Genomic DNA, 23,023 nt, shown 5'->3' on the forward strand with positions numbered 1-23,023 from the left:
TATGTTATTGCCAAAACGCGTGAAGTATCGCAGAGAACATCGTGGAAAAATGCGTGGTCGTGCAAAAGGCGGTACTGAAGTACATTTCGGTGAGTACGGTATCCAGGCTCTTGAAGCTTCTTGGATCACAAACCGTCAAATCGAAGCTGCTCGTATTGCTATGACTCGTTACATGAAACGTGGCGGTAAAGTTTGGATTAAAATTTTCCCTTCTAAGCCATACACAGCTAAACCTCTAGAGGTCCGCATGGGTTCCGGTAAAGGTGCTCCAGAAGGATGGGTAGCTGTAGTAAAACCGGGCAAAGTTTTATTTGAAATTTCTGGTGTGTCTGAAGAAGTTGCTCGTGAAGCTCTTCGTCTTGCATCTCACAAATTGCCAATTAAAACGAAGTTCGTAAAACGTGAAGAAATTGGTGGTGAATCAAATGAAAGCTAATGAAATTCGTGACCTTACCACTGCTGAAATTGAACAAAAAGTAAAGTCTCTTAAAGAAGAACTTTTCAATCTTCGTTTCCAATTAGCGACTGGGCAGCTTGAAAACACTGCTCGCATTCGTGAAGTGCGTAAATCAATCGCACGCATGAAAACTGTGATTCGTCAAAGAGAAATCGCTGCTAATAAATAATAATTAGAGGGGAGGCCCCGCAAACATGAGCGAACGTAACCAACGTAAAGTGTATCAAGGTCGTGTTGTTTCTGACAAAATGGATAAAACCATCACTGTTGTAGTTGAAACATACAAAAAGCATTCACTTTATGGCAAACGTGTAAGATACTCTAAAAAGTTCAAAGCACATGATGAAAACAACCAAGCAAAAATCGGAGACATCGTAAAGGTCATGGAAACTCGTCCTTTATCTGCGACTAAACGCTTTCGTCTAGTTGAAGTTGTCGAAGAAGCCGTTATTATCTAATAAAGTTCGGATTTCTTTTTCCGAAAGGAGGTAACATTAATGATTCAACAGGAGACTCGTTTAAAAGTAGCTGACAACTCTGGCGCACGCGAAGTACTAACGATTAAAGTTCTTGGTGGCTCTGGACGTAAAACGGCTAACATCGGTGATGTCATTGTTTGTACGGTTAAACAAGCAACACCTGGAGGCGTTGTCAAAAAAGGTGAAGTTGTGAAAGCAGTTATCGTTCGTACTAAGAGCGGAGCTCGCAGAAACGATGGATCTTACATCAGTTTCGATGAAAATGCATGTGTCATCATCCGTGACGACAAGAGCCCACGTGGAACTCGTATCTTCGGACCAGTAGCACGTGAACTTCGTGAAAACAACTATATGAAAATTGTTTCTCTAGCACCAGAAGTACTTTAATGAATACAATCCGCGACTCAAGGAGGTGCGATTAAATGCATGTTAAAAAGGGCGATAAAGTAGTGGTTATCTCTGGTAAAGATAAAGGTAAACAAGGTGTCATCCTTGCTGCTTTCCCTAAAAAGGAACGTGTTTTAGTAGAAGGTATTAACCTTGTGAAAAAACACTCTAAACCAACCCAAGCTAACCCTCAAGGCGGAATTTCTGAACAAGAAGCGCCGATCCACGTATCAAACGTAATGCCGCTTGATCCTAAAACGGGTGAAGTGACACGTGTTGGGTATAAAGTTGAGGACGGAAAGAAAGTCCGTGTAGCGAAAAAATCTGGGCAAGTTCTAGATAAATAGTAAATAAGGAAGGGAGGTCTTTCTCATGAACCGCCTTAAAGAAAAGTATGTAAAAGAAATTACACCTGCATTAGTTTCTAAGTTTGAATACACTTCAGTAATGCAAGTGCCAAAAATCGAAAAAATCGTGATCAACATGGGTGTTGGTGACGCTGTTCAAAACGCTAAAGCAATCGATACTGCTGTTGAAGAATTAACGTTTATCGCTGGTCAAAAACCTGTCGTTACTCGTGCGAAGAAGTCTATTGCTGGATTCCGTCTACGTGAAGGAATGCCAATCGGTGCGAAAGTAACACTTCGCGGAGAGCGCATGTATGATTTCCTTGATAAACTTATTTCTGTGTCTTTACCACGTGTACGTGACTTCCGCGGGATTTCTAAGAAATCTTTCGACGGTCGTGGAAACTACACGCTTGGTATTAAAGAACAGTTAATCTTCCCAGAAATTGATTACGATAAAGTAACAAAGGTCCGCGGTATGGATATCGTTATCGTTACTACTGCCAATACGGACGAAGAAGCACGTGAGTTATTAACTCAAGTAGGTATGCCGTTCCAGAAATAATCAATGAAAGGGAGGCGAAATCGTGGCTAAAAAGTCTATGATTGCGAAACAACAACGCAAACAAAAGTTTAAAGTTCAAGAGTATACGCGCTGCGAACGTTGTGGACGTCCACATTCAGTTATTCGTAAGTTTAAACTTTGCCGTATTTGTTTCCGCGAACTTGCATATAAAGGACAAATTCCTGGCGTTAAAAAAGCCAGCTGGTAATCCCCATAAATGGGAAGGAGGTTATTAAATAATGGTTATGACAGATCCGATTGCAGATTTGCTGACTCGTATTCGCAATGCGAACATGGTACGTCATGAGAAGCTAGAAGTACCGGCTTCAAAAATCAAAAGAGAAATTGCTGAAATCTTAAAGCGTGAAGGTTTTATCCGTGACGTTGAGTACGTCGAAGACAGCAAACAAGGAATTATCCGTTTGTTCCTTAAATACGGCCAAAACAACGAACGTGTTATCACTGGTCTTAAAAGAATCAGTAAACCTGGTTTACGCGTATATGCGAAATCAAATGAAGTACCACGTGTACTTAACGGACTTGGAATCGCAATTATTTCTACATCACAAGGTGTTTTATCGGACAAAGAAGCCCGTGCTAAACAAGCTGGTGGAGAAGTACTTGCTTACGTATGGTAAAAAAAGTTTAAGATGAATGGAGGTGCTTGGTATGTCTCGTATAGGTAAAAAACTAATCGAGATCCCTTCAGGAGTAACTGTGACAAACAACGATAACACAGTGACAGTAAAGGGACCAAAAGGTGAACTAACTCGTACATTTCACCCTGATATGGAAATTAAAATTGAGGACAACGTCTTAACTGTAAGCCGTCCGTCTGAAAATAAAGAACACCGTGCATTACATGGTACAACACGTAGCTTGATTGCAAACATGGTTGAAGGTGTATCTAAAGGTTTCGAAAGAGGTTTAGAACTTATCGGTGTCGGTTACCGTGCAGCTAAATCTGGAAACAAACTTGTTCTTAACGTTGGATACTCTCATCCAGTTGAAATCGTTCCTGAGGCTGGAGTTGAAATCGAAGTTCCATCTCAAACGAAAGTAATCATTAAAGGTATCGATAAAGAGCGTGTAGGAGCTCTAGCTTCTAACATCCGCGCTGTCCGTGCTCCAGAGCCTTACAAAGGTAAAGGAATTCGTTACGAAGGTGAATTCGTTCGCCGTAAAGAAGGAAAAACTGGTAAGTAAGATCGCTTAAAGTGAAGAAAGGAGTGACTCGGATGATTACGAAAACTAGCAAAAACGCTACTCGTCTTAAAAGACATGCTCGTGTTCGTGCGAAACTTTCAGGAACTGCTGAAAGACCTCGCCTTAACGTTTTCCGTTCTAACAAGAATATCTACGCTCAAGTAATTGATGATGTTAACGGTGTAACACTTGTAAGTGCTTCTACTCTTGATAAAGAGTTAAAGATCGAGAATAGTTCTGACACTGCAGCTGCTACAAAAGTTGGCGAACTTGTTGCAAAACGTGCTGTTGAAAAAGGAATCTCTAACGTGGTATTTGACCGCGGAGGATACCTATATCATGGACGTGTAAAAGCTCTAGCTGAAGCTGCTCGTGAGGCTGGACTTAAATTTTAATAAAAGAAGGAGGGACACATCCGAATGAGTCGTATTGACCCAAGCAAATTAGAGTTAGAAGAACGCTTAGTTACGGTTAACCGCGTAGCGAAAGTTGTTAAAGGTGGACGTCGTTTCCGTTTTGCAGCTTTAGTTGTTGTCGGTGACAAAAACGGTCATGTAGGTTTCGGTACTGGTAAAGCACAAGAAGTACCAGAAGCGATCCGCAAAGCTGTTGAAGATGCGAAAAAGAATTTAATTGAAGTACCAATGGTTGGAACTACAATTCCACATGAAATCATCGGTCGATTCGGTGCAGGAAACGTTCTATTGAAGCCTGCTTCAGAAGGTACAGGAGTTATCGCTGGAGGCCCAGTGCGTGCGGTACTTGAGCTTGCTGGTCTAGCTGATATCCTTTCTAAATCTCTAGGTTCTAATACACCGATCAACATGATCCGCGCAACACTTCAAGGTTTAAGTGAGCTTAAACGTGCTGAAGATGTAGCGAAGCTTCGTGGAAAATCTGTAGAAGACCTGTTAGGATAAGGAGGGAACAATAATGGCAAATAAATTAGAAATTACCCTCAAACGCAGTGTAATCGGTCGCCCTGAAGATCAGCGTGTCACTGTTCGTACTCTTGGTCTTAAGAAAACAAACCAAACAGTCGTACATGAAGACAATGCAGCGATCCGCGGCATGATTAACAAGGTGTCTCATTTAGTTTCTGTTAAAGAACAATAAAACATTTTTAATCGATAAGGAGGTGCCCAAATGAAACTTCATGAATTGAAGCCTTCAGAAGGTTCACGTAAAGTACGCAACCGTGTTGGTCGTGGTATTGGATCAGGTAACGGTAAAACTTCTGGTAAAGGTCATAAAGGTCAAAACGCTCGTTCTGGCGGCGGTGTACGCCCTGGTTTCGAAGGTGGTCAGATGCCTTTATTCCAACGCCTTCCAAAACGTGGTTTTACAAACATCAACCGTAAAGATTACGCGGTAATCAACTTAGACAGATTAAACAGTTTTGACGAAGGAACGGAAGTAACTCCTGAACTTCTTCTAGAGACTGGTGCAATAAGCAAGTTAAAAGCAGGAGTAAAAATTCTTGGCAACGGTAAATTAGAAAAAAAATTAACTGTAAAAGCCAATAAATTCTCTGCTTCTGCGAAAGAAGCGATTGAAGCTGCTGGCGGTACAGCCGAGGTGATCTAACTTGTTTAAGACAATCTCCAATTTTATGCGCGTGAAAGATATACGGAATAAGATTATATTCACACTTTTAATGTTAGTCGTCTTTCGTATAGGTGCTTTCATCCCTGTGCCTAATGTGAACGCCGATGTTCTCCAGGCACAGGATCAAATGAGTGTTTTCGGAATCCTCAACACGTTTGGGGGCGGGGCACTTTTCCAATTCTCCATTCTTGCAATGGGGATTATGCCGTATATCACTGCTTCGATCATCATTCAGCTCTTGCAGATGGATGTTGTGCCGAAGTTTACTGAGTGGTCAAAGCAAGGAGAGGTTGGCCGCCGAAAATTAGCACAATTCACAAGGTATTTTACAATTGTTCTAGGATTTATCCAGGCGCTGGGAATGTCATATGGATTCAACAATATGGCAGGAGGCATGCTGATTGAAAACCCTGGTGTTTCAACGTATCTCTTAATTGCGGTCGTACTCACTGCGGGAACAGCATTTTTAATGTGGCTGGGTGAGCAGATTACTGCTCACGGTGTTGGTAATGGTATTTCGATTATTATCTTTGCCGGTATCATCGCTGGTATCCCTCAAACATTAAAACAAGTGTACGCTCAACAATTTGTAGGTGGAGATGGACAGCTGTTCATGCAAATCCTTAAAATTGCCCTTATTGTCATTGCCATTCTTGTCATTGTTATCGGTGTTATTTACATTCAAATGGCAGTGAGAAAGATTGCAATTCAATATTCAAAGGGAACTGGCCGTGCACAAATGTCTGCTAGTCAAGCAACGCACCTTCCATTGAAAGTGAATCCAGCAGGGGTGATTCCAGTCATCTTTGCCGTTTCTTTCATTATTACTCCGCAGACGATCGCATCGTTCTTCGGAACCAATAATGTGACAACTTGGATAACCAACAACTTTGACTATACTAAGCCAATCGGTATGACGATTTATGTAGCACTGATTGTTGCTTTCACATATTTTTATGCCTTTGTCCAAGTCAATCCTGAACAAATGGCTGAAAATCTGCAAAAGCAGGGTGGCTATATCCCGGGAGTTCGTCCAGGGAAAATGACTCAAGATAGAATTACGAGCATTTTGTACCGACTCACGTTTGTGGGCGCCATTTTCTTAGCCGTGATTTCAATACTTCCTATCTTTTTCATTCAATTCGCTGGATTACCTTCCGCTGCACAAATTGGCGGCACAAGTCTTCTCATTGTTGTAGGTGTTGCACTTGAAACAATGAAACAGCTTGAAAGCCAATTAGTGAAACGAAATTACCGTGGATTTATGAAATAAAACAGAGGGCTGGGCAGCTGCCCAACCTCTCTAAGTAAGGAAGGGGAAATCCGAAATGAACTTAGTCTTAATGGGGCTTCCGGGTGCTGGTAAAGGCACTCAGGCAGAACGAATTGTTGATGATTATGGGATCCCTCATATCTCAACAGGAGATATGTTCCGCGCTGCTATGAAAGAGGAGACACAACTTGGGCTCGAAGCAAAATCCTTTATCGATAAAGGAGAGCTTGTTCCTGATGAGGTCACAATCGGTATTGTTAGAGAAAGACTTGGCAAAAATGATTGTGAACAAGGTTTTCTTCTGGACGGATTTCCGCGAACAGTCGCTCAGGCTGAAGCTTTAGAAGAAATTCTAAAGGACCTTGGCAGAACGATTGATTATGTCATTAATATTAAAGTCGATAAAGATGCTTTGATGGAGCGTCTGACTGGCCGAAGAATTTGCAAAAATTGCGGAGCAACATATCATTTAGTATTCAATCCACCTGCGAAAGAAAATGTTTGCGACAAGTGCGGAGGCGAGCTTTATCAACGTGCAGATGATAATGCAGAAACCGTTTCGACTAGACTTGAAGTAAACTTAAAGCAGACTGAACCTTTACTGAACTTCTATTCAGAAAAAGGATATCTTGCAAACATTGATGGTGCGAAGCACATTAACGATGTATATGCAGATATTAAGGACCTGCTTGGAGGATTAAATAAATGATTATCTGTAAAACTCCTCGCGAGCTTGAGATTATGAGAGAAGCTGGACGTATTGTCGCACTGACTCATGAAGAGCTGAAGAAACACATAAAACCAGGTATTTCGACAAAAGAATTGGATCAAATTGCCGAACGTTTTATTACAAAGCAGGGTGCAATCCCATCTTTTAAAGGGTATAATGGTTTTCGCGGGAGCATTTGCGTTTCGGTGAATGAAGAACTCGTTCACGGTATTCCTGGTAAACGGGTTTTACGTGATGGTGACATCATTAGTATCGATATTGGCGCAAAGTTAAATGGCTATCATGGTGACTCTGCTTGGACTTATCCAGTTGGGGTAATCAGTGATGAAGACCGCAAACTACTGGAAGTCACAGAGGAATCTCTATATAAAGGCTTACAGGAAGCAAAGCCAGGCGAACGTCTGTCGAACATTTCCCATGCCATACAAACGTATGTTGAAAATGAGAATTTTTCAGTTGTTAGAGAATATGTTGGACATGGGGTCGGACAGGATCTTCATGAGGACCCTCAAATTCCTCATTATGGTCCGCCCAACAAAGGCCCGCGGCTAAAACCTGGAATGGTGTTGGCCATCGAACCGATGGTGAACGCAGGCAGCCGATATGTGAAAACATTGGCTGATAACTGGACGGTTGTAACGGTTGATGGGAAAAAGTGTGCTCACTTTGAGCATACGATTGCGATTACAGATACAGGTTTTGATATACTGACTAAGATTTAGGTCTTCACTGAAGCCTTTCAGGCCCAAATCGGGCAGGTTGTCTGTATAGTCCAAAGAAAGAACAAGATCAGTATACAGGTGTCATCGGCATATTCGTTGACTGCCATGTACTAATCGCAGACGGAGAAAAGCGTAAATTTCATTCTCCTAAGAAAAAATATCAATCATATAACCTTTTATGATTGCGTATCTCCGGAAGTTCAGAACAGTATATTCAAAACAGGTCGGGTGATAGATGAACAATTGAGAGATTCTCATTTGGACATTTGTCAGAGAGCAAGTTACTGATTTGAAGAAGGGAGAACACTTGAATGGCGAAAGACGATGTAATTGAAGTGGAAGGTACTGTAGCAGAAACTTTGCCAAACGCAATGTTCAAAGTTGAACTAGAGAATGGTCATACAGTTTTGGCTCATGTATCAGGAAAAATCCGTATGCACTTCATTCGCATTTTACCTGGAGACAAAGTTACGGTAGAATTATCTCCATATGACTTAACTCGTGGTAGAATTACGTACCGTTACAAATAAAGCAACTCCGGAAGAAGGAGGTTGGAAACACATGAAAGTGAGACCATCTGTTAAACCTATCTGTGAAAAATGTAAAGTGATTCGCAGAAAAGGAAAAGTAATGGTGATCTGTGAAAACCCAAAACATAAACAAAAACAAGGCTAATAACAAGGAGGTGCCCAAATCATGGCTCGTATTGCTGGTGTAGATATTCCACGTGATAAGCGTGTTGTCATTTCTTTAACATATGTTTTTGGAATTGGTCGTACGACTGCGCAACAAGTCCTTAAAGAAGCAGGTGTTTCTGAAGACACTCGCGTTCGCGATCTAACTGAAGACGAACTTGGTAAAATCCGTGATATCATTGACAAACTTAAAGTAGAAGGTGACCTTCGTCGTGAAGTTTCACTTAATATTAAGCGTCTAATTGAAATCGGAAGCTACCGCGGAATCCGTCATCGTAGAGGACTTCCTGTTCGTGGACAAAACACAAAAAACAACGCGCGTACTCGTAAAGGTCCGCGTCGTACTGTAGCTAACAAGAAAAAATAAGTAAAGGAGGTAGTTAAAGAATGGCTGCTGCTCGTAAACAAAATACGCGTAAACGTCGCGTGAAAAAGAATATTGAAGCTGGAATCGCTCATATCCGTTCCACTTTCAACAACACGATTGTAACGATTACTGATGTTCATGGAAACGCAATTTCTTGGTCAAGTGCTGGTGCATTAGGATTCAGAGGTTCTCGTAAATCTACTCCTTTCGCTGCACAAATGGCTGCTGAAACAGCTGCTAAAGGTTCTATCGAACACGGTCTTAAAACACTTGAAGTAACTGTTAAAGGTCCTGGTTCTGGTCGTGAAGCTGCAATTCGTGCGCTTCAAGCTGCAGGTCTTGAAGTTACTGCAATTAGAGACGTAACTCCAGTTCCTCATAACGGATGCCGTCCACCAAAACGTCGCCGCGTGTAATTTGTTTGTATAGATTTTGTGTCCCTGTCAATAATGGGTTATGATACAGTTATTTATGAGACGAATACACGACTCGTTGCCTGAGCACATACGGGACTAAACAATGAGGAATTTCGGATGGAATCTCATATGATTCTATTCGAGGTTTCGACGTTTTGAAGGAGGGTTTTATTAGATGATCGAAATTGAAAAACCAAAAATCGAAACGGTTGAAATCAGCGACGATGCCAAGTATGGCAAGTTTGTCGTAGAGCCACTTGAGCGTGGATATGGTACCACTTTAGGGAACTCCCTTCGTCGTATCCTTTTATCCTCACTTCCTGGTGCAGCTGTAACATCGATCCAGATAGATGGTGTCTTACACGAATTCTCAACGATCGAAGGCGTGGTTGAAGATGTTACAACGATTATCTTAAACATTAAAAAGCTTGCACTCAAAATCTACTCTGAAGAAGAGAAGACGCTTGAAATTGATGTACAAGATGAAGGTACTGTAACAGCTGCTGATATTACACACGACAGCGATATTGAAATCTTAAATCCAGATCTTCACATCGCAACTCTTGGCAAGAATGCGAGCTTCCGTGTTCGCTTAACTGCACAAAGAGGTCGCGGGTATAATCCTGCTGATGCAAACAAAAGAGACGATCAGCCAATCGGTGTGATTCCGATCGACTCAATCTATACACCTGTATCTCGTGTGACTTATCAAGTGGAGAACACCCGTGTTGGGCAAATCACAAACTATGATAAACTAACACTAGATGTATGGACTGATGGAAGCACAGGACCGAAAGAAGCGATCGCTCTAGGTTCTAAGATTTTAACTGAACACCTGAATATTTTCGTTGGGTTAACTGACGAAGCTCAGCATGCTGAAATCATGGTTGAGAAAGAAGAAGACCAAAAAGAAAAAGTGCTTGAAATGACAATTGAAGAGCTTGATCTTTCTGTTCGTTCTTACAACTGTTTGAAGCGTGCGGGTATTAACACTGTTCAAGAGCTTGCTAACAAGACAGAAGAGGATATGATGAAAGTTCGTAACCTTGGACGTAAATCTCTTGAAGAAGTGAAAGCGAAACTAGAAGAACTTGGACTGGGTCTTCGTAAAGACGATTGACTAGTTTCATTGTGAACTAGGATTTTCGTGTGTTTTTTATTCATACAGCATCTCTAATTAAGGAGGGGACATCACATGGCATACAGAAAGCTAGGACGCACTAGTGCACAACGTAAAGCAATGCTTCGTGACCTAACGACTGATTTGATCATCAACGAACGCATCGAAACAACTGAAACACGTGCGAAAGAACTTCGCTCTGTAGTTGAAAAAATGATCACTCTTGGCAAACGCGGAGATCTTCATGCTCGCCGTCAAGCTGCAGCTTACATTCGTAATGAAGTAGCTAACGCTGAAACAAACCAAGATGCACTTCAAAAATTATTCGCTGACGTTGCAACTCGCTACGAAGATCGCCAAGGTGGATACACTCGTATCATGAAGCTTGGACCTCGTCGCGGCGATGGCGCACCAATGGCTGTCATTGAATTAGTTTAATCACATATCGTGTATCTAAGAAAGGGCGGGACAGTTCATAACTGGATCTATGCCCTTTTTTAGGTACTACGGCTTTTTTTAGGAATAAGCAAAGAAGAGGTTGAGCTGAGAGGAGGTCCGGTAGAGATGGGGAAGACATTAATTGACGTAAAGGACATTGTATTTCGTTATCACAAGGACGCGGACAAGCCCGCTTTAGATCAAGTGTCACTGCATGTGAATCAAAATGAATGGCTCGCCATTGTTGGTCATAACGGTTCAGGTAAATCCACACTTGCCCGTGTGCTGAATGGGCTCATTTTACCGGATGCTGGTACGGTCAAGGTTGGAGAGATTGAGCTCAAAGAAGAAAGTGTTTGGGATATTCGCAGAAAGGTCGGAATGGTCTTTCAAAACCCAGATAACCAATTTGTGGGCTCAACGGTTCGTGATGATGTGGCTTTTGGTTTAGAAAATAACGGGGTTGAGCGGGAATTGATGATAGAACGTGTAGATTGGGCTGTCAAACAGGTCAATATGCAGGAGTTTCTTGATCAAGAGCCGCACCATCTATCAGGCGGGCAGAAGCAGAGAGTCGCTATTGCAGGTGTGCTTGCCGCAAGCCCTGACATCATGATCTTGGATGAAGCAACATCAATGCTTGATCCGATTGGCCGTGAAGAAGTGTTAGAGACTGTTAGACTTCTGAAGGAACAAGGTACAGTCACAGTCATTTCCATCACACATGATTTAGACGAGGCTGCCAAGGCAGACCGCGTCATTGTGATGAATGGCGGGAAGAAATTTGCCGAGGGAACGCCAGAGGAAGTATTTGAACTAGATGAACAACTGGTTCAGATTGGACTTGATCTGCCATTCTCCTATCGCTTGAGCAAGCAATTGAAGCAGCAAGGTGTGCCGCTTGCAAATGCCCATTTGACACAAGAAGGATTGGTGAAAGAGCTATGGACATTACGATCAAAGAATTAGAGCATCGTTATCAAATGAAAACGCCGTTTGAGCGTCTCGCTTTGTATGATGTCAATGCTTCCATCAAAGAGGGCAGCTATGTCGCTGTCATTGGTCATACGGGCTCTGGCAAGTCTACATTGCTGCAGCATTTAAATGGATTGCTCAAACCAACGAAGGGGAGCATTGCGCTTGGAGAGACCATTTTACAAGCCAATAAAAAGCAGAAGGATATGAAACCCCTCCGGAAAAAGGTAGGCATCGTGTTTCAGTTTCCTGAGCATCAGCTCTTTGAGGAAACCATCCTCAAGGATATCTGCTTTGGTCCAATGAACTTCGGTGTCCCTCAAGAGAAGGCAGAAGCGAAGGCGAAGGAGATGCTGAAACTGGTTGGTCTTCCTGAATCCCTATTATCTCGATCTCCCTTTGAACTAAGCGGCGGTCAAATGAGACGTGTGGCGATTGCAGGCGTTTTAGCGATGGAGCCAGAAGTGCTTGTGCTTGATGAGCCGACTGCTGGGCTGGATCCACGTGGACGGAAGGAAATCATGGACATGTTCTATGACCTTCATCAAAAGGCAAACCTCACCACGATCCTGGTCACACACAGTATGGAGGATGCCGCTCATTATGCGGATCAAATGATTGTGATGCATAAAGGGACAGTGAAGGCGACAGGCACGCCGAGAGAGTTGTTTGCCAATCGTACAGACATGTCTTCGTTTGGTCTCGACCTCCCAGAAACGATTAAATTCCAGCAGACTGTAGAAGAAAAGCTTGGTATTACGTTTCCAAGGCCGCTTCTGACCATGGATGAGATGGCAGAAGCCTTAACAGCTCTTTATCAGGAGGACACGACATCATGATGGATAGTATGATTATCGGCAAATATGTGCCAGGCTCATCCTTTGTCCATCGTCTTGATCCAAGGACAAAGCTGTTATCAATTTTCTTTTTCGTCTTTATTGTCTTTTTTGCTAATAATTACATCACTTACGGGCTGTTAGGTGTCTTTACCATTCTTGTGGTGATGGTTTCTCAGGTGCCGCTATACTTTATTCTCAAGGGAATGAAGCCGATCCTATGGATTGTCCTGTTTACCTTTATTCTGCATATTTTCATGACAAAGGATGGCGCCTTGCTATTCCACTTTGGTTTTCTGAATATTTATGAAGAAGGTCTAAAGCAGGGGATCTTCATTTCACTCCGTTTTGTCTATCTCATTATGATGACGACACTTCTTACGTTAACCACAACGCCTATAGAAGTGACAGACGGGATGGAAAAACTGCTGCACCCATTCCGTAAAATCAAACTGCCTGTTCATGAGCTTGCTCTCATGATGTCCATCTCTCTTCGGTTTATTCCGACGTTATTAGAAGAGACAGACAAAATCATGAAGGCACAAATGGCACGAGGCGTTGATTTTACAAGCGGACCTTTAAAGGATCGCCTGAAAGCTATCGTTCCTTTGCTTGTTCCGCTTTTCGTCAGTGCGTTTAAGCGTGCAGAGGAACTGGCGACCGCGATGGAAGCGAGAGGCTACCGCGGGGGAGAAGGACGGACGAAATACCGTCAGCTTGTCTGGGGCATGAAGGACACGTTCACGCTGCTTCTATTCATCCTGTTAACAGCACTCCTTGTGCTGCTTAGAAATTAGGTGATTCCTAGATGAAGGTCAAATGTACCGTATCCTACGATGGGACACATTTTAAAGGCTATCAGGTGCAGCCAGGGCAGCGAACCGTTCAGACGGAGATTGAGTCGGCCCTTGCAAGAATGCACAAACAGGATGAACTGATTCCGATCGTGGCTTCCGGCCGGACAGACAGCGGTGTCCATGCAAAGGGACAGGTCATCCATTTTGAGACCCCGCTCTCGATCCCGATGGAGAGATGGCCTTTTGCCCTCAACAGCCTGCTGCCGGATGATATCCGTGTTCTAAAGGCTGAGGAGGTCGATGATTCGTTTCATGCCAGATTTGGTGTTGTTTCGAAGGAGTACCGTTATAAGGTCTCAACAGAAACACACCAAAATGTGTTCACGAGACAGTATGCCTGTCACTATCCTTACCGGCTGGACATCGATAAAATGAGAGAAGCCGCAGAGCACCTGATTGGGACACATGACTTTACAAGCTTTTGTGCGGCCAATACAGAGGTTCAGGACAAGGTGAGGGTTATTTATGCCCTTGAGTGGAAAAACGTCTCAGACGGCCTTGAAATGCGTGTGAGAGGGAATGGTTTTTTATACAACATGGTGCGGATTATCGCTGGAACGTTGCTTGAAATCGGTTCTGGTAAATTTCACCCTGATGAGATAAAAGCCATGCTTGCCGCCCGAAATCGCGAAGCGGCAGGCAAGACTGCGCCTAGTCACGGACTGTATTTATGGGAAGTTTTCTATGACAACTAAACCAGGTGTAACATGTTCTTGACACAGGAAGCAGAAAGTTATAAGATATCATATGGTATGTATTTCAACCCCACAAATAAGCCCCGGAAGACTTATCTGTGTTTTGAAATAGAACGTAGCATTTGATTCAAGGAAAATTCATTGATTTATTTAGGAGGGAAACTCATGCGTACAACACCAATGGCGAACGCAAGCACAATTGAGCGCAAATGGCTAGTTGTTGATGCGGCAGGCAAGACTCTAGGTCGTCTTTCTACTGAAGTAGCATCACTTTTGCGCGGTAAGCACAAACCAACTTATACACCACACGTTGATACAGGTGATCATGTAATCATCATCAATGCTGAGAAAATCGAATTAACTGGCAAGAAATTGACGGACAAAATTTACTACCGTCACACGATGCACCCAGGTGGTTTGAAACAAAGAACTGCTCTTGAGATGCGTACAAACTACCCTGAAAAAATGTTGGAGCTTGCTATCAAAGGTATGCTTCCAAAGGGTCCACTAGGTCGTCAAATGTTCAAAAAATTAAATGTGTACCGTGGTTCTGAGCATCCACATCAAGCACAACAACCTGAAGTTTACGAACTTCGCGGTTAATTATAAGGGAGGTTAACAATTTGGCACAGGTTCAATATTACGGTACAGGTCGTCGTAAAAGTTCTGTAGCGCGCGTTCGCTTAGTTCCAGGTGAAGGCCGTATCGTCGTTAATAATCGTGAAATTACTGAATACATTCCATTCGCTGCTTTAATCGAAGACGTGAAACAGCCTTTGAACATCACAGAAACAGCTAACAGCTACGATGTTCTTGTAAATGTTCACGGTGGTGGATTCTCTGGTCAAGCTGGAGCAATTCGTCACGGTATCTCTCGTGCTCTTCTAGAAGTAGATCCTGAGTACCGTACACCACTTAAACGTGCTGGACTTCTTACTCGTGACTCTCGTATGAAAGAGCGTAAGAAATACGGTCTTAAAGGCGCTCGTCGCGCACCTCAGTTCTCAAAACGTTAATTCTATTACGTTTCTCAAAGGCTCTCAAGCTTATGCTTGGGGGTCTTTTTTTAGGCTCTAAAATAATAGGACCACGAGAATTTATTGCTGGTTATAACTCTATACCTTTGAAACTTTTGAGTGGTTTGATCTTTTAGAGTTTCTGTTACGTGTTTATAAATGTTCATAGTCATTGGATGCCTAATCGAGCCTGTACATCTTTAATGCCTGATCCCGCTTCAAATAAACTTATAATATGAAAATAGGTCATTACTGCTATTGCCTCAGAGCGGTTGTATTTTCCGTAATCAGCAGAGGCAAACTCCTCACTATTGAGACAGCATTTATTCCATGGTTTGATGAGTTCTCGTGTAGCAAAACTCGCCAATTTTTGTTAGCTAATTTATGATGTATGGTAAGAGGAAAATAGGGAAAATAATGTGTTTTTGCTATATAATTTGCCTAAAGGTCTTTGAATCACCTTTATTGACCACTATGTTGAACTGTAGATGCGATCTAGGAATATTTATTATTACGTATTACGTGATGTTATTAAATTATAGGTAGGTGCAATAGTGAGTTTAGCGAAAATAGAACCCATAAGTACACTTAATAATAGTGAGATAACTGAAATTTTTAAATGTGCTCCTCAAGGAGGTATGAGGCGCTCGCTTGAAACGAATACCTTAGTTTTAGTATCGGATCATACCAAAGCATTGTATGAAGACCGATGGGACGGAAATGTTTTTCATTATACTGGTATGGGTAGAACGGGAGATCAGACATTGACATCTCAAAATAAAACTGTGGCTGAATCATTAAGTAATAAAGTGGAGATGCATTTGTTCGAAGTGTTTGAAGCGAAGAAATATGTGTATCGTGGGGTAGTGAAACTAGCTGATGAACCTTATCAAGAAGAGCAGCTAGATGATAATGACCAACTGCGACAAGTATGGGTCTTCCCTCTTGTATTGGCAGACGATCAAAAGTTTATCATTCCAGATAAGTTGATAAAAATGAAACAAGTGTTGAGGGAAAAGAAGGTAAGAAAACTGGGTGAGACCGTTTTAGAAAACAGAGCTAGAACCGCCAGAAGAAAAAGTAGTAAACGTAAGACTATCTCAACTACATATGAACGTGACCCATATGTTACAGAATTTGCAAAACGCTGGGCAAAGGGAGTTTGTCAGTTATGTGAACAACCGGCTCCATATTTAAATATGAATGGGGAGCCTCATTTACATACCCATCATATTAAATGGCTATCACGTGGTGGAGATGATTCAATATACAACACTATTGCTCTTTGTCCTAATTGCCATGATAAAATGCATATTTTAGATTTGGAAGAGGACGTAAGAAAACTTCAAGAGAAAGTGTTAAAGTGCGTAGAAGTGGAAACAATCAAAATTTGACCCAATGGGCACAGGTTAATTTTGATCACATTTTGACGACAAATATACAGAATGACATTCTTTCTTTTTGGCTGATGCAAAAATAGCCCGTTAATTAGCGCGTCTCGCACTTCGTTAATCAATTTTATATTGTATGGACGTTTTACAAAGGTTTGTTACAGACAAACCATATACGAAAAGCATCAGCATCCTGCTGGTGCTTTTTTTCTGTATGGAAACATATAAAATAGGATCATAGCAAGGTTTCTGTTTAAAAAACGAAGTCTATGGAGGGGGTGTCATATGAATCTGACAACAGAAAGGTGTATCATTCGCTCATTTGCTGAAGATGATTGGCAGGATGTCTATGCATATACTTCTGATCCGGAAGTGATGAAGTATATTCCGGAAGGTGTTTTTTCTAAAGAAAATGCGCAGGAATTTGTTAAAAATAATCGTCTTAAAACAGCCAAGAATTTTGCTGTTCTACTAAAAGAAGACCAGATTTGCATCGGGCATATCGTGTTTCATTCTTACTTTGGTGAGCACACATATGAAATTGGCTGGGTTTTCAATCCTGCCTATCAAAACAAGGGCTATGCAACAGAAGCGGCGTATGCTGTCTTACATCATGGTTTTCACACTCTGAACTTACATCGAATCATTGCGACTTGTCAGCCTGAAAATGTGCCATCGTGGAGAGTGATGGAGAAATTGGGGATGAGGAGAGAGGGGTATTTTAAACAGTGTATACCCCAAGGAAATGAGTGGTGGGATGAGTTTTACTATGCCCTCCTACAAGAGGAATGGTTCGAGAAGAGAGCTTAATCAGTTTTCATGATATGAAGTACTTTGATGAAAAAGCAGCTGATCAAATTTTTATATGAGAACGCTCTTAACTGGTATTTTAGTAAGTGAAAAACAGTCTTCCATCTATCGTAGGAGGTGCTTTCATTGAATTTAAATCAATTGACATTTAGAGAAGCTGTGCAAGAAGATCTCGACAAAATCGTCTTCATGCTTTCAGATGATAAGTTAGGTCAAAAGAGAGAGCGTTACACTCGCCCATTATTAGAAAGCTATATCAAAGCCTTTCAATCAATCGATGCTGATCCAAATATTGAACTCATTGTTGCGTGTGACCAGAAAGAAGCCGTTGGTGTTCTTCAGTTAACCATGACGCCATTTCTTACTTATCAAGGAGGATGGAGAGCATCCATCGAAGGAGTTCGTACGGCTTCGAGTCATAGAGGAAAAGGAGTCGGTTCGCTGCTTATAAAGTGGGCCATTCAACGCGCAAGCGACCGCGGCTGTCATATGATTCAGCTGACAACAGATAAACAGAGGCCAGAAGCACGCCATTTTTATGAGAAATTAGGGTTTGAAGCCACTCATGAAGGAATGAAGCTGCATTTGCCTCATGAATAAGGATATCAAGAAGCGGAGGATTCACGTACCTCTGGCTTTTTTGTGCCTTTATTAGAAATATTTGCTATATTTAATATGTAAATCCTCTGTTATTTGGAAAGGAGAAACATGTTACTCAAAATCGGTCTAGTTGTTGTAGGTGTGGTCGTACTTTACGTAGGGGTTCAAGTTTTGTTGTATAAAAGAGATATGAAAAAAACAAAGGAAGATCTTTTGACATTTGTCGCAAAAAACAAAAAGGACGTTTCAGTGACAATCATTGAAAATGATGATGTGATGTTAGAGTGGAAGGCTGATCAAAAAACGCCACTTGCAAGTACGGTGAAATTAGTGGTTTTATTTCATTTTGTTAAAGCTGTATCGAGCGGCGGCATCAAGCTAGAGGAAAAAGTGGCATTGCCTGATATAGAGCGGTTTTATATTGATAGAACAGACGGTGGTGCGCACGCGTACTGGCTGGAGGTCAATGATTTTTCTGAGCATGCGACTTTATTAGATGTTGCCAAAGGGATGATGCAATTCAGTTCGAATGCTTGTACGGATTATTTGATTGACCGGCTGGGCTTAGAAAAGATCAATGATCAGATGAAACAAGCAGGTCTTACAGAACATGATGAACTCATGCCGCTGACGCCAATGATTTTGTGGTCCGCTTATGTATCTGATCGTCGGCGGGATGCATTCAAGAAAATGAGCGGTGTATCCGAAGAACAATACAAATCTCTAATGAATGAGATTTTTAATATCATGAAAAATGACCCAGAGTATAAAAAGGCGTTAGAAGAAAAAATGAAAAAAAAGAACTTATTAGGCTGGCGTATACAATCATTACTGACGCAAAAGCTGACAAAGTCTACAACCAATCAATATGCACAATTTATGAAACGTCTTCATGACGAGCTGTTAACAACAGAAGAAAAGGGTCTTTTTAGCCAAATCGTACTGGGAGAAACATTGAAAAAGGAAACAGATCAATATTTTTGGTATAAAGGTGGAGCAACATTGTTTGTTTTCACAAGTGCTTTATATCGAAGAACAGATACATCCTCTATCTCCATCTCTCTTTTTATCAATGATCCAAAAGCGAACAATTCTCACTGGATTGGGGAAGTATTCAACGAATTTATGCTTACTACAGCAGTGGATCAAAACTTTCGACAACGATTGATACAGGCTTTCACTACATAAACATCAAAAAACAGAGGGAAACACCCCTCTGTTTTATTATTTCTGCATTGGAAACGCTTTGTATACATCTTGGCGTTTCTTTTTTGACTTCACAACTCCATCAACCAGTTCCTTTTGCCAAAGTGTTGTATCGTCTTTGTACTTTTTAAAAGGGTGAGGGAGTTTTTTTTCTAGCTGTTTTCTTTTAAACGTGACGGACGGCTCGTCTTTAGAGCTCATGTTAAGTGTCACTTGCTCTACGTTATCGACAAGAATAAAAAGTGCGATGGCGTTGTATAAATACGTTTTTTCGATCGTATCCTTTTGATCAAACCAGAAGGCGTCAAACTGTTCTTCTGTATAGCCTGCATTTTCTTTTACTCCATACGTGACGTCTAATGCTTTTCTATCGATGATTTCAAATTCACGTATTACGCCTCCAGGAAGATCTGATAAGATTTCACGAATGGCTGAATTGTCACCGAGATACGTGTTTTTGTGTGTTGAAAGTTGTTTTAAGGATATGTCTTCTATTCCTTTTATGCTCTTTTTCTCTGTGGCTTGACTGCTGCATGCAGATAAGACGACTGTTAATAGCAGCAGGATATACATCCATTTCTTCATTGATTTTGCCCCTTTATTGTTCTTTCTATATGTAAATGTCTATTTTATCACAATTTTCCATTCCGATCGTTCACAGGCCGCCATTTCCATTTACTGAACTGCATGTTTTGTTCAAACCAACGAACAATACAAAGAAAAAAGGAGTTCAGTCCATGGCAGAAGTGCTTTCATTTTATCAATTGAAAACAAAACGAGATGTCACGCTTGAAAAGAAGCTTTTGCGTACATTGTCTCTTCAACAAGTAACGGCTGCTTCCGAAAAATTCACAAAGAAGCTGTTCCCATTTGCAGATGATCCAGCCGGTATTATGAGTGATGGCTGTATCGATTTCGCCATTGAAGCTTTTTTAGCTGGCGGGAGATACGGTGAGTCGAGTAAATACGGGGAATCGTTCGACGATATCAAAAAACGGTCCTCCCAGGAGGAAGCTGAGCTGATTGAAGAGCTCGCAGGATGCTTGCAATCGTGGGGGAATATGTTCCGTATGGAGCGGAAGATGTCATGTTTATATCCATTTGCGAAAGATTTTTTAAGCATGTGGTGGCAGGAAGGCTTTCGTGAATCAGAAAAAAGACACAAGCTTCGGCTGCACTAAGCATATTTCCAGCCCTTGTCCCATATCTATAAAATAATGGTGTATGGGAGGGACAGGGATGAAAAGAAAGCTGAAGTGGACAGGGTTTTTAATCGGGTTTATTGTCCTCTTATTCTTATTCAGGTTTCAATTTCTAAATGATGATTCTTGGAAATCGTGGAATTTGCCTCTAAGCGGGAAGATCATCTATTTAGATCCGGGTCACGGCGGTCCAGATGGCGGGGCTGTAGGAGGAGAGCTGCTTGAGAAAGAGATTGCGCTAGATGTATCCATGAAGATACGTGACTATTTGCAGGAGCAGGGAGCACTTGTTCTCATGACCCGAGAGGATGATTCTGATCTATCATCAAAGAATACAAGAGGGTATGCCCGGAAGAAAGCGGAGGATTTAAGGAACCGCGTCAAAGTCATCAATGAATCTGAAGCGGATCTCTATTTAAGCATTCATTTAAATGCGATACCATCAAACAAATGGAGCGGGGCTCAGACGTTTTTTTACGGAAAGTATGAAGAAAATGAAAAGGCAGCGAAGTTCATTCAAGATGAATTGCGCAGGAATCTTGAAAACACAGATCGGAAGGCGAAGCGGATTAATGGCATTTATTTAATGCAAAATGTTACAAAGCCAGGAGCTCTTGTGGAAATTGGATTTCTCTCCAACCCGAAAGAGGCTGGCCAGCTGGCAACACCTAAATATCAGGATCAAATTGCTGCCTCTATTTATAAAGGGATTTTAAGATATTTAACAGAGCAAAAAGAGCCGCCTGAATAAGGGGCTTTTTCCTTTTGATCGCAGGCAAACAGGACAGACATTGTAAGGATATGTATGATATACTTGGATTGTAAACGAATTCAATAAAGGGTGAGGTTCTGCTATGATCGGACAAGATGATGTGAGAAAACTAGTTGGGAAGATGGACGAACCTTTCCTTCATATACCGCTTGGTGAGCTGGATGCCATTAAGGAAATCAGCCTAAAGCCTGAGAAAGAGCATGTGAGCCTGAAGGTGGCTATTGCCAAAACAGGCACTGCTGAGCAGATGAAGCTGCAGCAAGACATCGTACAAGCCTTGAAAGCAGCTGGCGCTAACACAGTAGGACTTCGTTTTGAGGAACTTCCTCAGGAAACACTTGAAAAGTTTATGCCATCACAAGATGAGGAAGAAACCCTGCTTAACTCTAAAAATCCGCCTGAGTTCTTAGCGATTGCGAGTGGAAAGGGCGGCGTTGGTAAATCGACTGTTTCTGTTAACCTTGCTGTAGCGCTCGCTCGTCTAGGGAAAAAAGTCGGACTGATTGATGCTGATATTTATGGCTTTAGTGTACCGGATATGATGGGAATCACTGTCAGACCAACAGTTAAAGGGGAAAAAATTATTCCTGTGGAGCGCTTTGGTGTCAAAGTGATTTCAATGGGCTTTTTTGTTGAAGAAAATGCACCGGTTATTTGGAGAGGACCGATGCTTGGAAAAATGTTAAATAACTTCTTCCACGAAGTTGAGTGGGGAGAATTAGATTACTTACTATTAGACCTTCCGCCTGGAACGGGAGATGTAGCGCTTGATATTCATACAATGCTGCCTAGCTGTAAAGAAATCATTGTCACTACACCGCATCCAACGGCTGCCTTCGTTGCAGCAAGAGCAGGCGCAATGGCACTGCAAACAGATCATGAGGTGCTCGGGGTCGTTGAGAATATGAGTTATTATGAAAGCAAAAAAACAGGTGAAAAGGAATACGTCTTTGGAAAAGGCGGCGGGGACAAGCTGGCTGAAGAGCTGCGTGTATCAGTCCTTGGCCAAATTCCTTTAAGACAGCCTGATTGGAATGAGGATGATTTCGCACCTTCTGTCTATGATGCGAGTCACCCGACAGGAGAAGTGTATCAGCACATTGCGAATAAAGTCATTGAACAATTAGCAGTGAAAGCATAATGAAAGCCCGAGTGGATGAACGCCACTCGGGTGATGTTTAACTGTCGCTTCCTTCACTGCCTTGCGAGCCGGAATCACTGCTGCTTTCAGATGCTGCCTTTTTGAGCTCATCTTCGAATTTCTTCTTATAAAGAGGGCTGCTCAATGTTTCCGTAATGACTTTTTCTAAGTGCTTTCTAAACTCTTTGCTTTTTACAAGTTCACCGTATTTCTTTTCCATCTCAGGATCCTTGAGAATATCCATCATCAGCTGTTGATAGTCAGGATCCTTCATTAACTGTTTTAACATTCTTTCATGCTGTTGCTGCATGGATTTTGCGAAAGTCTCGGCAAATTTAGAATCCTCAAAGACCTTCTTCCAGAACTCTTTGCCTTTATCAGAAGTCAGTGTTTTCTCTATCGTTTTTTTCACAGTTTGTTCATCCATTACCAAAGCTTCATTCATTGCCTCGTCATTTAATAACTGTTGAATGGCCTTTTTACCGTCATCTGTCTTTAATATATCGACGACCATTTTTTTTGTTTCGTCATAGTCCATATTAGATGAGGATTGGGTTTTGGGAGCACAAGCTGTTAGAGATAAAAGAAGAAAACAGCTCATTATACGCAAGATGCCTTTTGACATACTGTGGCTCCTTTCGTTACATGTCTTACTTTTAATATGAATGTTTCACGTAAATTTATACATAACAAAAATAGGGGTTGGATCAAT

The 23,023-nt window shown here is 41.8% G+C and carries 37 protein-coding genes and 1 pseudogene; 36 read left to right on the plus strand and 2 right to left on the minus strand.

Going from position 1 to position 23,023, the window contains the following annotated elements; all coding sequences use genetic code 11:
* The first annotated feature begins 1 nt into the window (after nucleotide 1).
* The 33 genes and pseudogenes from rplP (at nucleotide 2) to MHI23_RS00930 (ending at nucleotide 19,178) form a co-directional block, all read left to right on the plus strand.
* The gene (rplP, locus tag MHI23_RS00770) at nucleotides 2–436 is read left to right on the plus strand and encodes a 50S ribosomal protein L16 (RefSeq protein ID WP_003156478.1); all 435 of its coding nucleotides are present in this window, start codon (nucleotides 2–4) and stop codon (nucleotides 434–436) included.
* Nucleotides 426–626 carry a 50S ribosomal protein L29 gene (gene rpmC, locus MHI23_RS00775; RefSeq protein ID WP_003217155.1) on the plus strand — a complete coding sequence of 67 codons (201 nt, stop codon included), beginning with the start codon at nucleotides 426–428 and terminating at the stop codon, nucleotides 624–626. The genes rplP and rpmC overlap by 11 nt, the downstream gene beginning before the upstream one ends.
* A 25-nt stretch (nucleotides 627–651) precedes the next feature.
* Entirely contained in the window at nucleotides 652–915 is a 264-nt protein-coding gene (gene rpsQ / locus MHI23_RS00780; RefSeq protein WP_003216906.1) for a 30S ribosomal protein S17, read from the plus strand.
* Between the two features lie 39 nt (nucleotides 916–954).
* Nucleotides 955–1,323: a 50S ribosomal protein L14 gene (gene rplN / locus MHI23_RS00785; RefSeq protein WP_003216882.1), complete on the plus strand. Its 369-nt coding sequence runs from the start codon at nucleotides 955–957 to the stop codon at nucleotides 1,321–1,323.
* A 35-nt stretch (nucleotides 1,324–1,358) separates the two neighbouring features.
* Nucleotides 1,359–1,670 (plus strand): 50S ribosomal protein L24, encoded by a 312-nt coding sequence (gene rplX, locus MHI23_RS00790; protein WP_008356538.1) that lies wholly within the window; start codon nucleotides 1,359–1,361, stop codon nucleotides 1,668–1,670.
* Between the two features lie 25 nt (nucleotides 1,671–1,695).
* Entirely contained in the window at nucleotides 1,696–2,235 is a 540-nt protein-coding gene (gene rplE, locus MHI23_RS00795; protein ID WP_024425600.1) for a 50S ribosomal protein L5, read from the plus strand.
* Between the two features lie 22 nt (nucleotides 2,236–2,257).
* Nucleotides 2,258–2,443 carry a 30S ribosomal protein S14 gene (rpsN, locus tag MHI23_RS00800; protein ID WP_008356542.1) on the plus strand — a complete coding sequence of 62 codons (186 nt, stop codon included), beginning with the start codon at nucleotides 2,258–2,260 and terminating at the stop codon, nucleotides 2,441–2,443.
* A 31-nt stretch (nucleotides 2,444–2,474) separates the two neighbouring features.
* Nucleotides 2,475–2,873 (plus strand): 30S ribosomal protein S8, encoded by a 399-nt coding sequence (gene rpsH, locus MHI23_RS00805; protein WP_007496327.1) that lies wholly within the window; start codon nucleotides 2,475–2,477, stop codon nucleotides 2,871–2,873.
* A 31-nt stretch (nucleotides 2,874–2,904) separates the two neighbouring features.
* Complete coding sequence (gene rplF / locus MHI23_RS00810; RefSeq protein WP_008356543.1) at nucleotides 2,905–3,441, plus strand: 50S ribosomal protein L6; 537 nt, start codon at nucleotides 2,905–2,907, stop codon at nucleotides 3,439–3,441.
* Nucleotides 3,442–3,473: 32 nt separating this feature from the next.
* Nucleotides 3,474–3,836, plus strand: a complete 363-nt coding sequence (rplR, locus tag MHI23_RS00815; protein ID WP_008356544.1) for a 50S ribosomal protein L18 — start codon at nucleotides 3,474–3,476, stop codon at nucleotides 3,834–3,836.
* A 24-nt stretch (nucleotides 3,837–3,860) separates the two neighbouring features.
* A complete protein-coding gene (gene rpsE / locus MHI23_RS00820) occupies nucleotides 3,861–4,361 on the plus strand; it encodes a 30S ribosomal protein S5 (RefSeq protein ID WP_007496332.1) in 501 nt (166 codons plus the stop codon).
* Between the two features lie 13 nt (nucleotides 4,362–4,374).
* Nucleotides 4,375–4,557, plus strand: a complete 183-nt coding sequence (rpmD, locus tag MHI23_RS00825; protein ID WP_003217067.1) for a 50S ribosomal protein L30 — start codon at nucleotides 4,375–4,377, stop codon at nucleotides 4,555–4,557.
* A gap of 30 nt (nucleotides 4,558–4,587) precedes the next feature.
* The gene (gene rplO, locus MHI23_RS00830) at nucleotides 4,588–5,028 is read left to right on the plus strand and encodes a 50S ribosomal protein L15 (protein ID WP_003216888.1); all 441 of its coding nucleotides are present in this window, start codon (nucleotides 4,588–4,590) and stop codon (nucleotides 5,026–5,028) included.
* A gap of 1 nt (nucleotide 5,029) precedes the next feature.
* Nucleotides 5,030–6,322 (plus strand): preprotein translocase subunit SecY, encoded by a 1,293-nt coding sequence (secY, locus tag MHI23_RS00835; RefSeq protein WP_024425603.1) that lies wholly within the window; start codon nucleotides 5,030–5,032, stop codon nucleotides 6,320–6,322.
* Between the two features lie 55 nt (nucleotides 6,323–6,377).
* Nucleotides 6,378–7,031, plus strand: coding sequence for an adenylate kinase (locus MHI23_RS00840; protein ID WP_024425604.1), 654 nt, complete (start codon nucleotides 6,378–6,380; stop codon nucleotides 7,029–7,031).
* Nucleotides 7,028–7,774 carry a type I methionyl aminopeptidase gene (gene map / locus MHI23_RS00845; protein ID WP_003217210.1) on the plus strand — a complete coding sequence of 249 codons (747 nt, stop codon included), beginning with the start codon at nucleotides 7,028–7,030 and terminating at the stop codon, nucleotides 7,772–7,774. Before MHI23_RS00840 ends, map begins: the two co-directional genes overlap by 4 nt.
* A 45-nt stretch (nucleotides 7,775–7,819) precedes the next feature.
* Nucleotides 7,820–8,108: pseudogene (locus tag MHI23_RS00850) on the plus strand (RNA-binding protein).
* Nucleotides 8,086–8,304 (plus strand): translation initiation factor IF-1, encoded by a 219-nt coding sequence (infA, locus tag MHI23_RS00855; protein ID WP_003217190.1) that lies wholly within the window; start codon nucleotides 8,086–8,088, stop codon nucleotides 8,302–8,304. The pseudogene MHI23_RS00850 and the gene infA overlap by 23 nt, the downstream one beginning before the upstream one ends.
* A gap of 31 nt (nucleotides 8,305–8,335) precedes the next feature.
* Nucleotides 8,336–8,449 carry a 50S ribosomal protein L36 gene (gene rpmJ, locus MHI23_RS00860; protein ID WP_003156543.1) on the plus strand — a complete coding sequence of 38 codons (114 nt, stop codon included), beginning with the start codon at nucleotides 8,336–8,338 and terminating at the stop codon, nucleotides 8,447–8,449.
* Nucleotides 8,450–8,470: 21 nt separating this feature from the next.
* Nucleotides 8,471–8,836 (plus strand): 30S ribosomal protein S13, encoded by a 366-nt coding sequence (rpsM, locus tag MHI23_RS00865; protein WP_003217023.1) that lies wholly within the window; start codon nucleotides 8,471–8,473, stop codon nucleotides 8,834–8,836.
* Between the two features lie 20 nt (nucleotides 8,837–8,856).
* The gene (gene rpsK, locus MHI23_RS00870; protein ID WP_003217231.1) at nucleotides 8,857–9,252 is read left to right on the plus strand and encodes a 30S ribosomal protein S11; all 396 of its coding nucleotides are present in this window, start codon (nucleotides 8,857–8,859) and stop codon (nucleotides 9,250–9,252) included.
* Between the two features lie 175 nt (nucleotides 9,253–9,427).
* Entirely contained in the window at nucleotides 9,428–10,372 is a 945-nt protein-coding gene (locus MHI23_RS00875; protein ID WP_003217009.1) for a DNA-directed RNA polymerase subunit alpha, read from the plus strand.
* A 75-nt stretch (nucleotides 10,373–10,447) separates the two neighbouring features.
* Nucleotides 10,448–10,810 carry a 50S ribosomal protein L17 gene (gene rplQ / locus MHI23_RS00880; protein ID WP_003216944.1) on the plus strand — a complete coding sequence of 121 codons (363 nt, stop codon included), beginning with the start codon at nucleotides 10,448–10,450 and terminating at the stop codon, nucleotides 10,808–10,810.
* Nucleotides 10,811–10,936: 126 nt separating this feature from the next.
* Nucleotides 10,937–11,779: an energy-coupling factor ABC transporter ATP-binding protein gene (locus MHI23_RS00885; RefSeq protein ID WP_024425605.1), complete on the plus strand. Its 843-nt coding sequence runs from the start codon at nucleotides 10,937–10,939 to the stop codon at nucleotides 11,777–11,779.
* Nucleotides 11,755–12,624: an energy-coupling factor ABC transporter ATP-binding protein gene (locus MHI23_RS00890; protein ID WP_024425606.1), complete on the plus strand. Its 870-nt coding sequence runs from the start codon at nucleotides 11,755–11,757 to the stop codon at nucleotides 12,622–12,624. The genes MHI23_RS00885 and MHI23_RS00890 overlap by 25 nt, the downstream gene beginning before the upstream one ends.
* Entirely contained in the window at nucleotides 12,621–13,418 is a 798-nt protein-coding gene (locus tag MHI23_RS00895; protein WP_024425607.1) for an energy-coupling factor transporter transmembrane protein EcfT, read from the plus strand. Before MHI23_RS00890 ends, MHI23_RS00895 begins: the two co-directional genes overlap by 4 nt.
* Before the next feature lie 11 nt (nucleotides 13,419–13,429).
* A complete protein-coding gene (gene truA, locus MHI23_RS00900; protein WP_034621540.1) occupies nucleotides 13,430–14,173 on the plus strand; it encodes a tRNA pseudouridine(38-40) synthase TruA in 744 nt (247 codons plus the stop codon).
* A 165-nt stretch (nucleotides 14,174–14,338) separates the two neighbouring features.
* On the plus strand, nucleotides 14,339–14,776 hold the full coding sequence (gene rplM, locus MHI23_RS00905; protein WP_003217042.1) for a 50S ribosomal protein L13: 438 nt from the start codon (nucleotides 14,339–14,341) through the stop codon (nucleotides 14,774–14,776).
* Between the two features lie 20 nt (nucleotides 14,777–14,796).
* Nucleotides 14,797–15,189, plus strand: coding sequence for a 30S ribosomal protein S9 (gene rpsI / locus MHI23_RS00910; protein ID WP_007496354.1), 393 nt, complete (start codon nucleotides 14,797–14,799; stop codon nucleotides 15,187–15,189).
* A gap of 554 nt (nucleotides 15,190–15,743) precedes the next feature.
* Nucleotides 15,744–16,583, plus strand: a complete 840-nt coding sequence (locus tag MHI23_RS00915) for an HNH endonuclease (RefSeq protein ID WP_224427095.1) — start codon at nucleotides 15,744–15,746, stop codon at nucleotides 16,581–16,583.
* Between the two features lie 282 nt (nucleotides 16,584–16,865).
* Complete coding sequence (locus tag MHI23_RS00920; protein ID WP_034621546.1) at nucleotides 16,866–17,390, plus strand: GNAT family N-acetyltransferase; 525 nt, start codon at nucleotides 16,866–16,868, stop codon at nucleotides 17,388–17,390.
* A 126-nt stretch (nucleotides 17,391–17,516) separates the two neighbouring features.
* Nucleotides 17,517–17,990, plus strand: a complete 474-nt coding sequence (locus MHI23_RS00925; RefSeq protein WP_335374395.1) for a GNAT family N-acetyltransferase — start codon at nucleotides 17,517–17,519, stop codon at nucleotides 17,988–17,990.
* 108 nt (nucleotides 17,991–18,098) lie between these two features.
* A complete protein-coding gene (locus tag MHI23_RS00930; RefSeq protein WP_342492193.1) occupies nucleotides 18,099–19,178 on the plus strand; it encodes a serine hydrolase in 1,080 nt (359 codons plus the stop codon).
* 36 nt (nucleotides 19,179–19,214) lie between these two features.
* Here MHI23_RS00930 and MHI23_RS00935 read toward each other — a convergent pair whose 3' ends face one another.
* Nucleotides 19,215–19,781 (minus strand): DUF4825 domain-containing protein, encoded by a 567-nt coding sequence (locus MHI23_RS00935; RefSeq protein WP_125587475.1) that lies wholly within the window; start codon nucleotides 19,779–19,781, stop codon nucleotides 19,215–19,217.
* A gap of 152 nt (nucleotides 19,782–19,933) precedes the next feature.
* Here MHI23_RS00935 and MHI23_RS00940 point away from each other — a divergent pair, with 152 nt between their 5' ends.
* The 3 genes from MHI23_RS00940 (at nucleotide 19,934) to MHI23_RS00950 (ending at nucleotide 22,311) form a co-directional block, all read left to right on the plus strand.
* Complete coding sequence (locus MHI23_RS00940) at nucleotides 19,934–20,377, plus strand: DUF2521 family protein (RefSeq protein ID WP_044333888.1); 444 nt, start codon at nucleotides 19,934–19,936, stop codon at nucleotides 20,375–20,377.
* Between the two features lie 58 nt (nucleotides 20,378–20,435).
* A complete protein-coding gene (cwlD, locus tag MHI23_RS00945; RefSeq protein ID WP_034283867.1) occupies nucleotides 20,436–21,149 on the plus strand; it encodes an N-acetylmuramoyl-L-alanine amidase CwlD in 714 nt (237 codons plus the stop codon).
* A 103-nt stretch (nucleotides 21,150–21,252) separates the two neighbouring features.
* Nucleotides 21,253–22,311, plus strand: a complete 1,059-nt coding sequence (locus tag MHI23_RS00950; RefSeq protein WP_024425873.1) for an Mrp/NBP35 family ATP-binding protein — start codon at nucleotides 21,253–21,255, stop codon at nucleotides 22,309–22,311.
* A 37-nt stretch (nucleotides 22,312–22,348) separates the two neighbouring features.
* Here MHI23_RS00950 and gerD read toward each other — a convergent pair whose 3' ends face one another.
* Nucleotides 22,349–22,936 (minus strand): spore germination lipoprotein GerD, encoded by a 588-nt coding sequence (gerD, locus tag MHI23_RS00955; RefSeq protein ID WP_025092243.1) that lies wholly within the window; start codon nucleotides 22,934–22,936, stop codon nucleotides 22,349–22,351.
* Nucleotides 22,937–23,023: the final 87 nt, after the last annotated feature.

The organism is Bacillus sp. FSL M7-0003 (assembly GCF_038628485.1).
GTDB lineage: Bacteria > Bacillota > Bacilli > Bacillales > Bacillaceae > Bacillus > Bacillus safensis.

Bases quoted from the DNA above. Each gene is read 5' to 3' on its own strand.
- rplP (WP_003156478.1), top strand. From the start codon at position 2: ATGTTATTGCCAAAACGCGTGAAGTATCGCAGAGAACATCGTGGAAAA.
- rpmC (WP_003217155.1), top strand. From the start codon at position 426: ATGAAAGCTAATGAAATTCGTGACCTTACCACTGCTGAAATTGAACAA.
- rpsQ (WP_003216906.1), top strand. From the start codon at position 652: ATGAGCGAACGTAACCAACGTAAAGTGTATCAAGGTCGTGTTGTTTCT.
- rplN (WP_003216882.1), top strand. From the start codon at position 955: ATGATTCAACAGGAGACTCGTTTAAAAGTAGCTGACAACTCTGGCGCA.
- rplX (WP_008356538.1), top strand. From the start codon at position 1,359: ATGCATGTTAAAAAGGGCGATAAAGTAGTGGTTATCTCTGGTAAAGAT.
- rplE (WP_024425600.1), top strand. From the start codon at position 1,696: ATGAACCGCCTTAAAGAAAAGTATGTAAAAGAAATTACACCTGCATTA.
- rpsH (WP_007496327.1), top strand. From the start codon at position 2,475: ATGGTTATGACAGATCCGATTGCAGATTTGCTGACTCGTATTCGCAAT.
- rplF (WP_008356543.1), top strand. From the start codon at position 2,905: ATGTCTCGTATAGGTAAAAAACTAATCGAGATCCCTTCAGGAGTAACT.
- rplR (WP_008356544.1), top strand. From the start codon at position 3,474: ATGATTACGAAAACTAGCAAAAACGCTACTCGTCTTAAAAGACATGCT.
- rpsE (WP_007496332.1), top strand. From the start codon at position 3,861: ATGAGTCGTATTGACCCAAGCAAATTAGAGTTAGAAGAACGCTTAGTT.
- rpmD (WP_003217067.1), top strand. From the start codon at position 4,375: ATGGCAAATAAATTAGAAATTACCCTCAAACGCAGTGTAATCGGTCGC.
- rplO (WP_003216888.1), top strand. From the start codon at position 4,588: ATGAAACTTCATGAATTGAAGCCTTCAGAAGGTTCACGTAAAGTACGC.
- MHI23_RS00840 (WP_024425604.1), top strand. From the start codon at position 6,378: ATGAACTTAGTCTTAATGGGGCTTCCGGGTGCTGGTAAAGGCACTCAG.
- map (WP_003217210.1), top strand. From the start codon at position 7,028: ATGATTATCTGTAAAACTCCTCGCGAGCTTGAGATTATGAGAGAAGCT.
- infA (WP_003217190.1), top strand. From the start codon at position 8,086: ATGGCGAAAGACGATGTAATTGAAGTGGAAGGTACTGTAGCAGAAACT.
- rpmJ (WP_003156543.1), top strand. From the start codon at position 8,336: ATGAAAGTGAGACCATCTGTTAAACCTATCTGTGAAAAATGTAAAGTG.
- rpsM (WP_003217023.1), top strand. From the start codon at position 8,471: ATGGCTCGTATTGCTGGTGTAGATATTCCACGTGATAAGCGTGTTGTC.
- rpsK (WP_003217231.1), top strand. From the start codon at position 8,857: ATGGCTGCTGCTCGTAAACAAAATACGCGTAAACGTCGCGTGAAAAAG.
- MHI23_RS00875 (WP_003217009.1), top strand. From the start codon at position 9,428: ATGATCGAAATTGAAAAACCAAAAATCGAAACGGTTGAAATCAGCGAC.
- rplQ (WP_003216944.1), top strand. From the start codon at position 10,448: ATGGCATACAGAAAGCTAGGACGCACTAGTGCACAACGTAAAGCAATG.
- MHI23_RS00885 (WP_024425605.1), top strand. From the start codon at position 10,937: ATGGGGAAGACATTAATTGACGTAAAGGACATTGTATTTCGTTATCAC.
- MHI23_RS00890 (WP_024425606.1), top strand. From the start codon at position 11,755: ATGGACATTACGATCAAAGAATTAGAGCATCGTTATCAAATGAAAACG.
- MHI23_RS00895 (WP_024425607.1), top strand. From the start codon at position 12,621: ATGATGGATAGTATGATTATCGGCAAATATGTGCCAGGCTCATCCTTT.
- truA (WP_034621540.1), top strand. From the start codon at position 13,430: ATGAAGGTCAAATGTACCGTATCCTACGATGGGACACATTTTAAAGGC.
- rplM (WP_003217042.1), top strand. From the start codon at position 14,339: ATGCGTACAACACCAATGGCGAACGCAAGCACAATTGAGCGCAAATGG.
- MHI23_RS00920 (WP_034621546.1), top strand. From the start codon at position 16,866: ATGAATCTGACAACAGAAAGGTGTATCATTCGCTCATTTGCTGAAGAT.
- MHI23_RS00930 (WP_342492193.1), top strand. From the start codon at position 18,099: ATGTTACTCAAAATCGGTCTAGTTGTTGTAGGTGTGGTCGTACTTTAC.
- MHI23_RS00935 (WP_125587475.1), bottom strand. From the start codon at position 19,781: ATGAAGAAATGGATGTATATCCTGCTGCTATTAACAGTCGTCTTATCT.
- MHI23_RS00940 (WP_044333888.1), top strand. From the start codon at position 19,934: ATGGCAGAAGTGCTTTCATTTTATCAATTGAAAACAAAACGAGATGTC.
- cwlD (WP_034283867.1), top strand. From the start codon at position 20,436: ATGAAAAGAAAGCTGAAGTGGACAGGGTTTTTAATCGGGTTTATTGTC.
- MHI23_RS00950 (WP_024425873.1), top strand. From the start codon at position 21,253: ATGATCGGACAAGATGATGTGAGAAAACTAGTTGGGAAGATGGACGAA.
- gerD (WP_025092243.1), bottom strand. From the start codon at position 22,936: ATGTCAAAAGGCATCTTGCGTATAATGAGCTGTTTTCTTCTTTTATCT.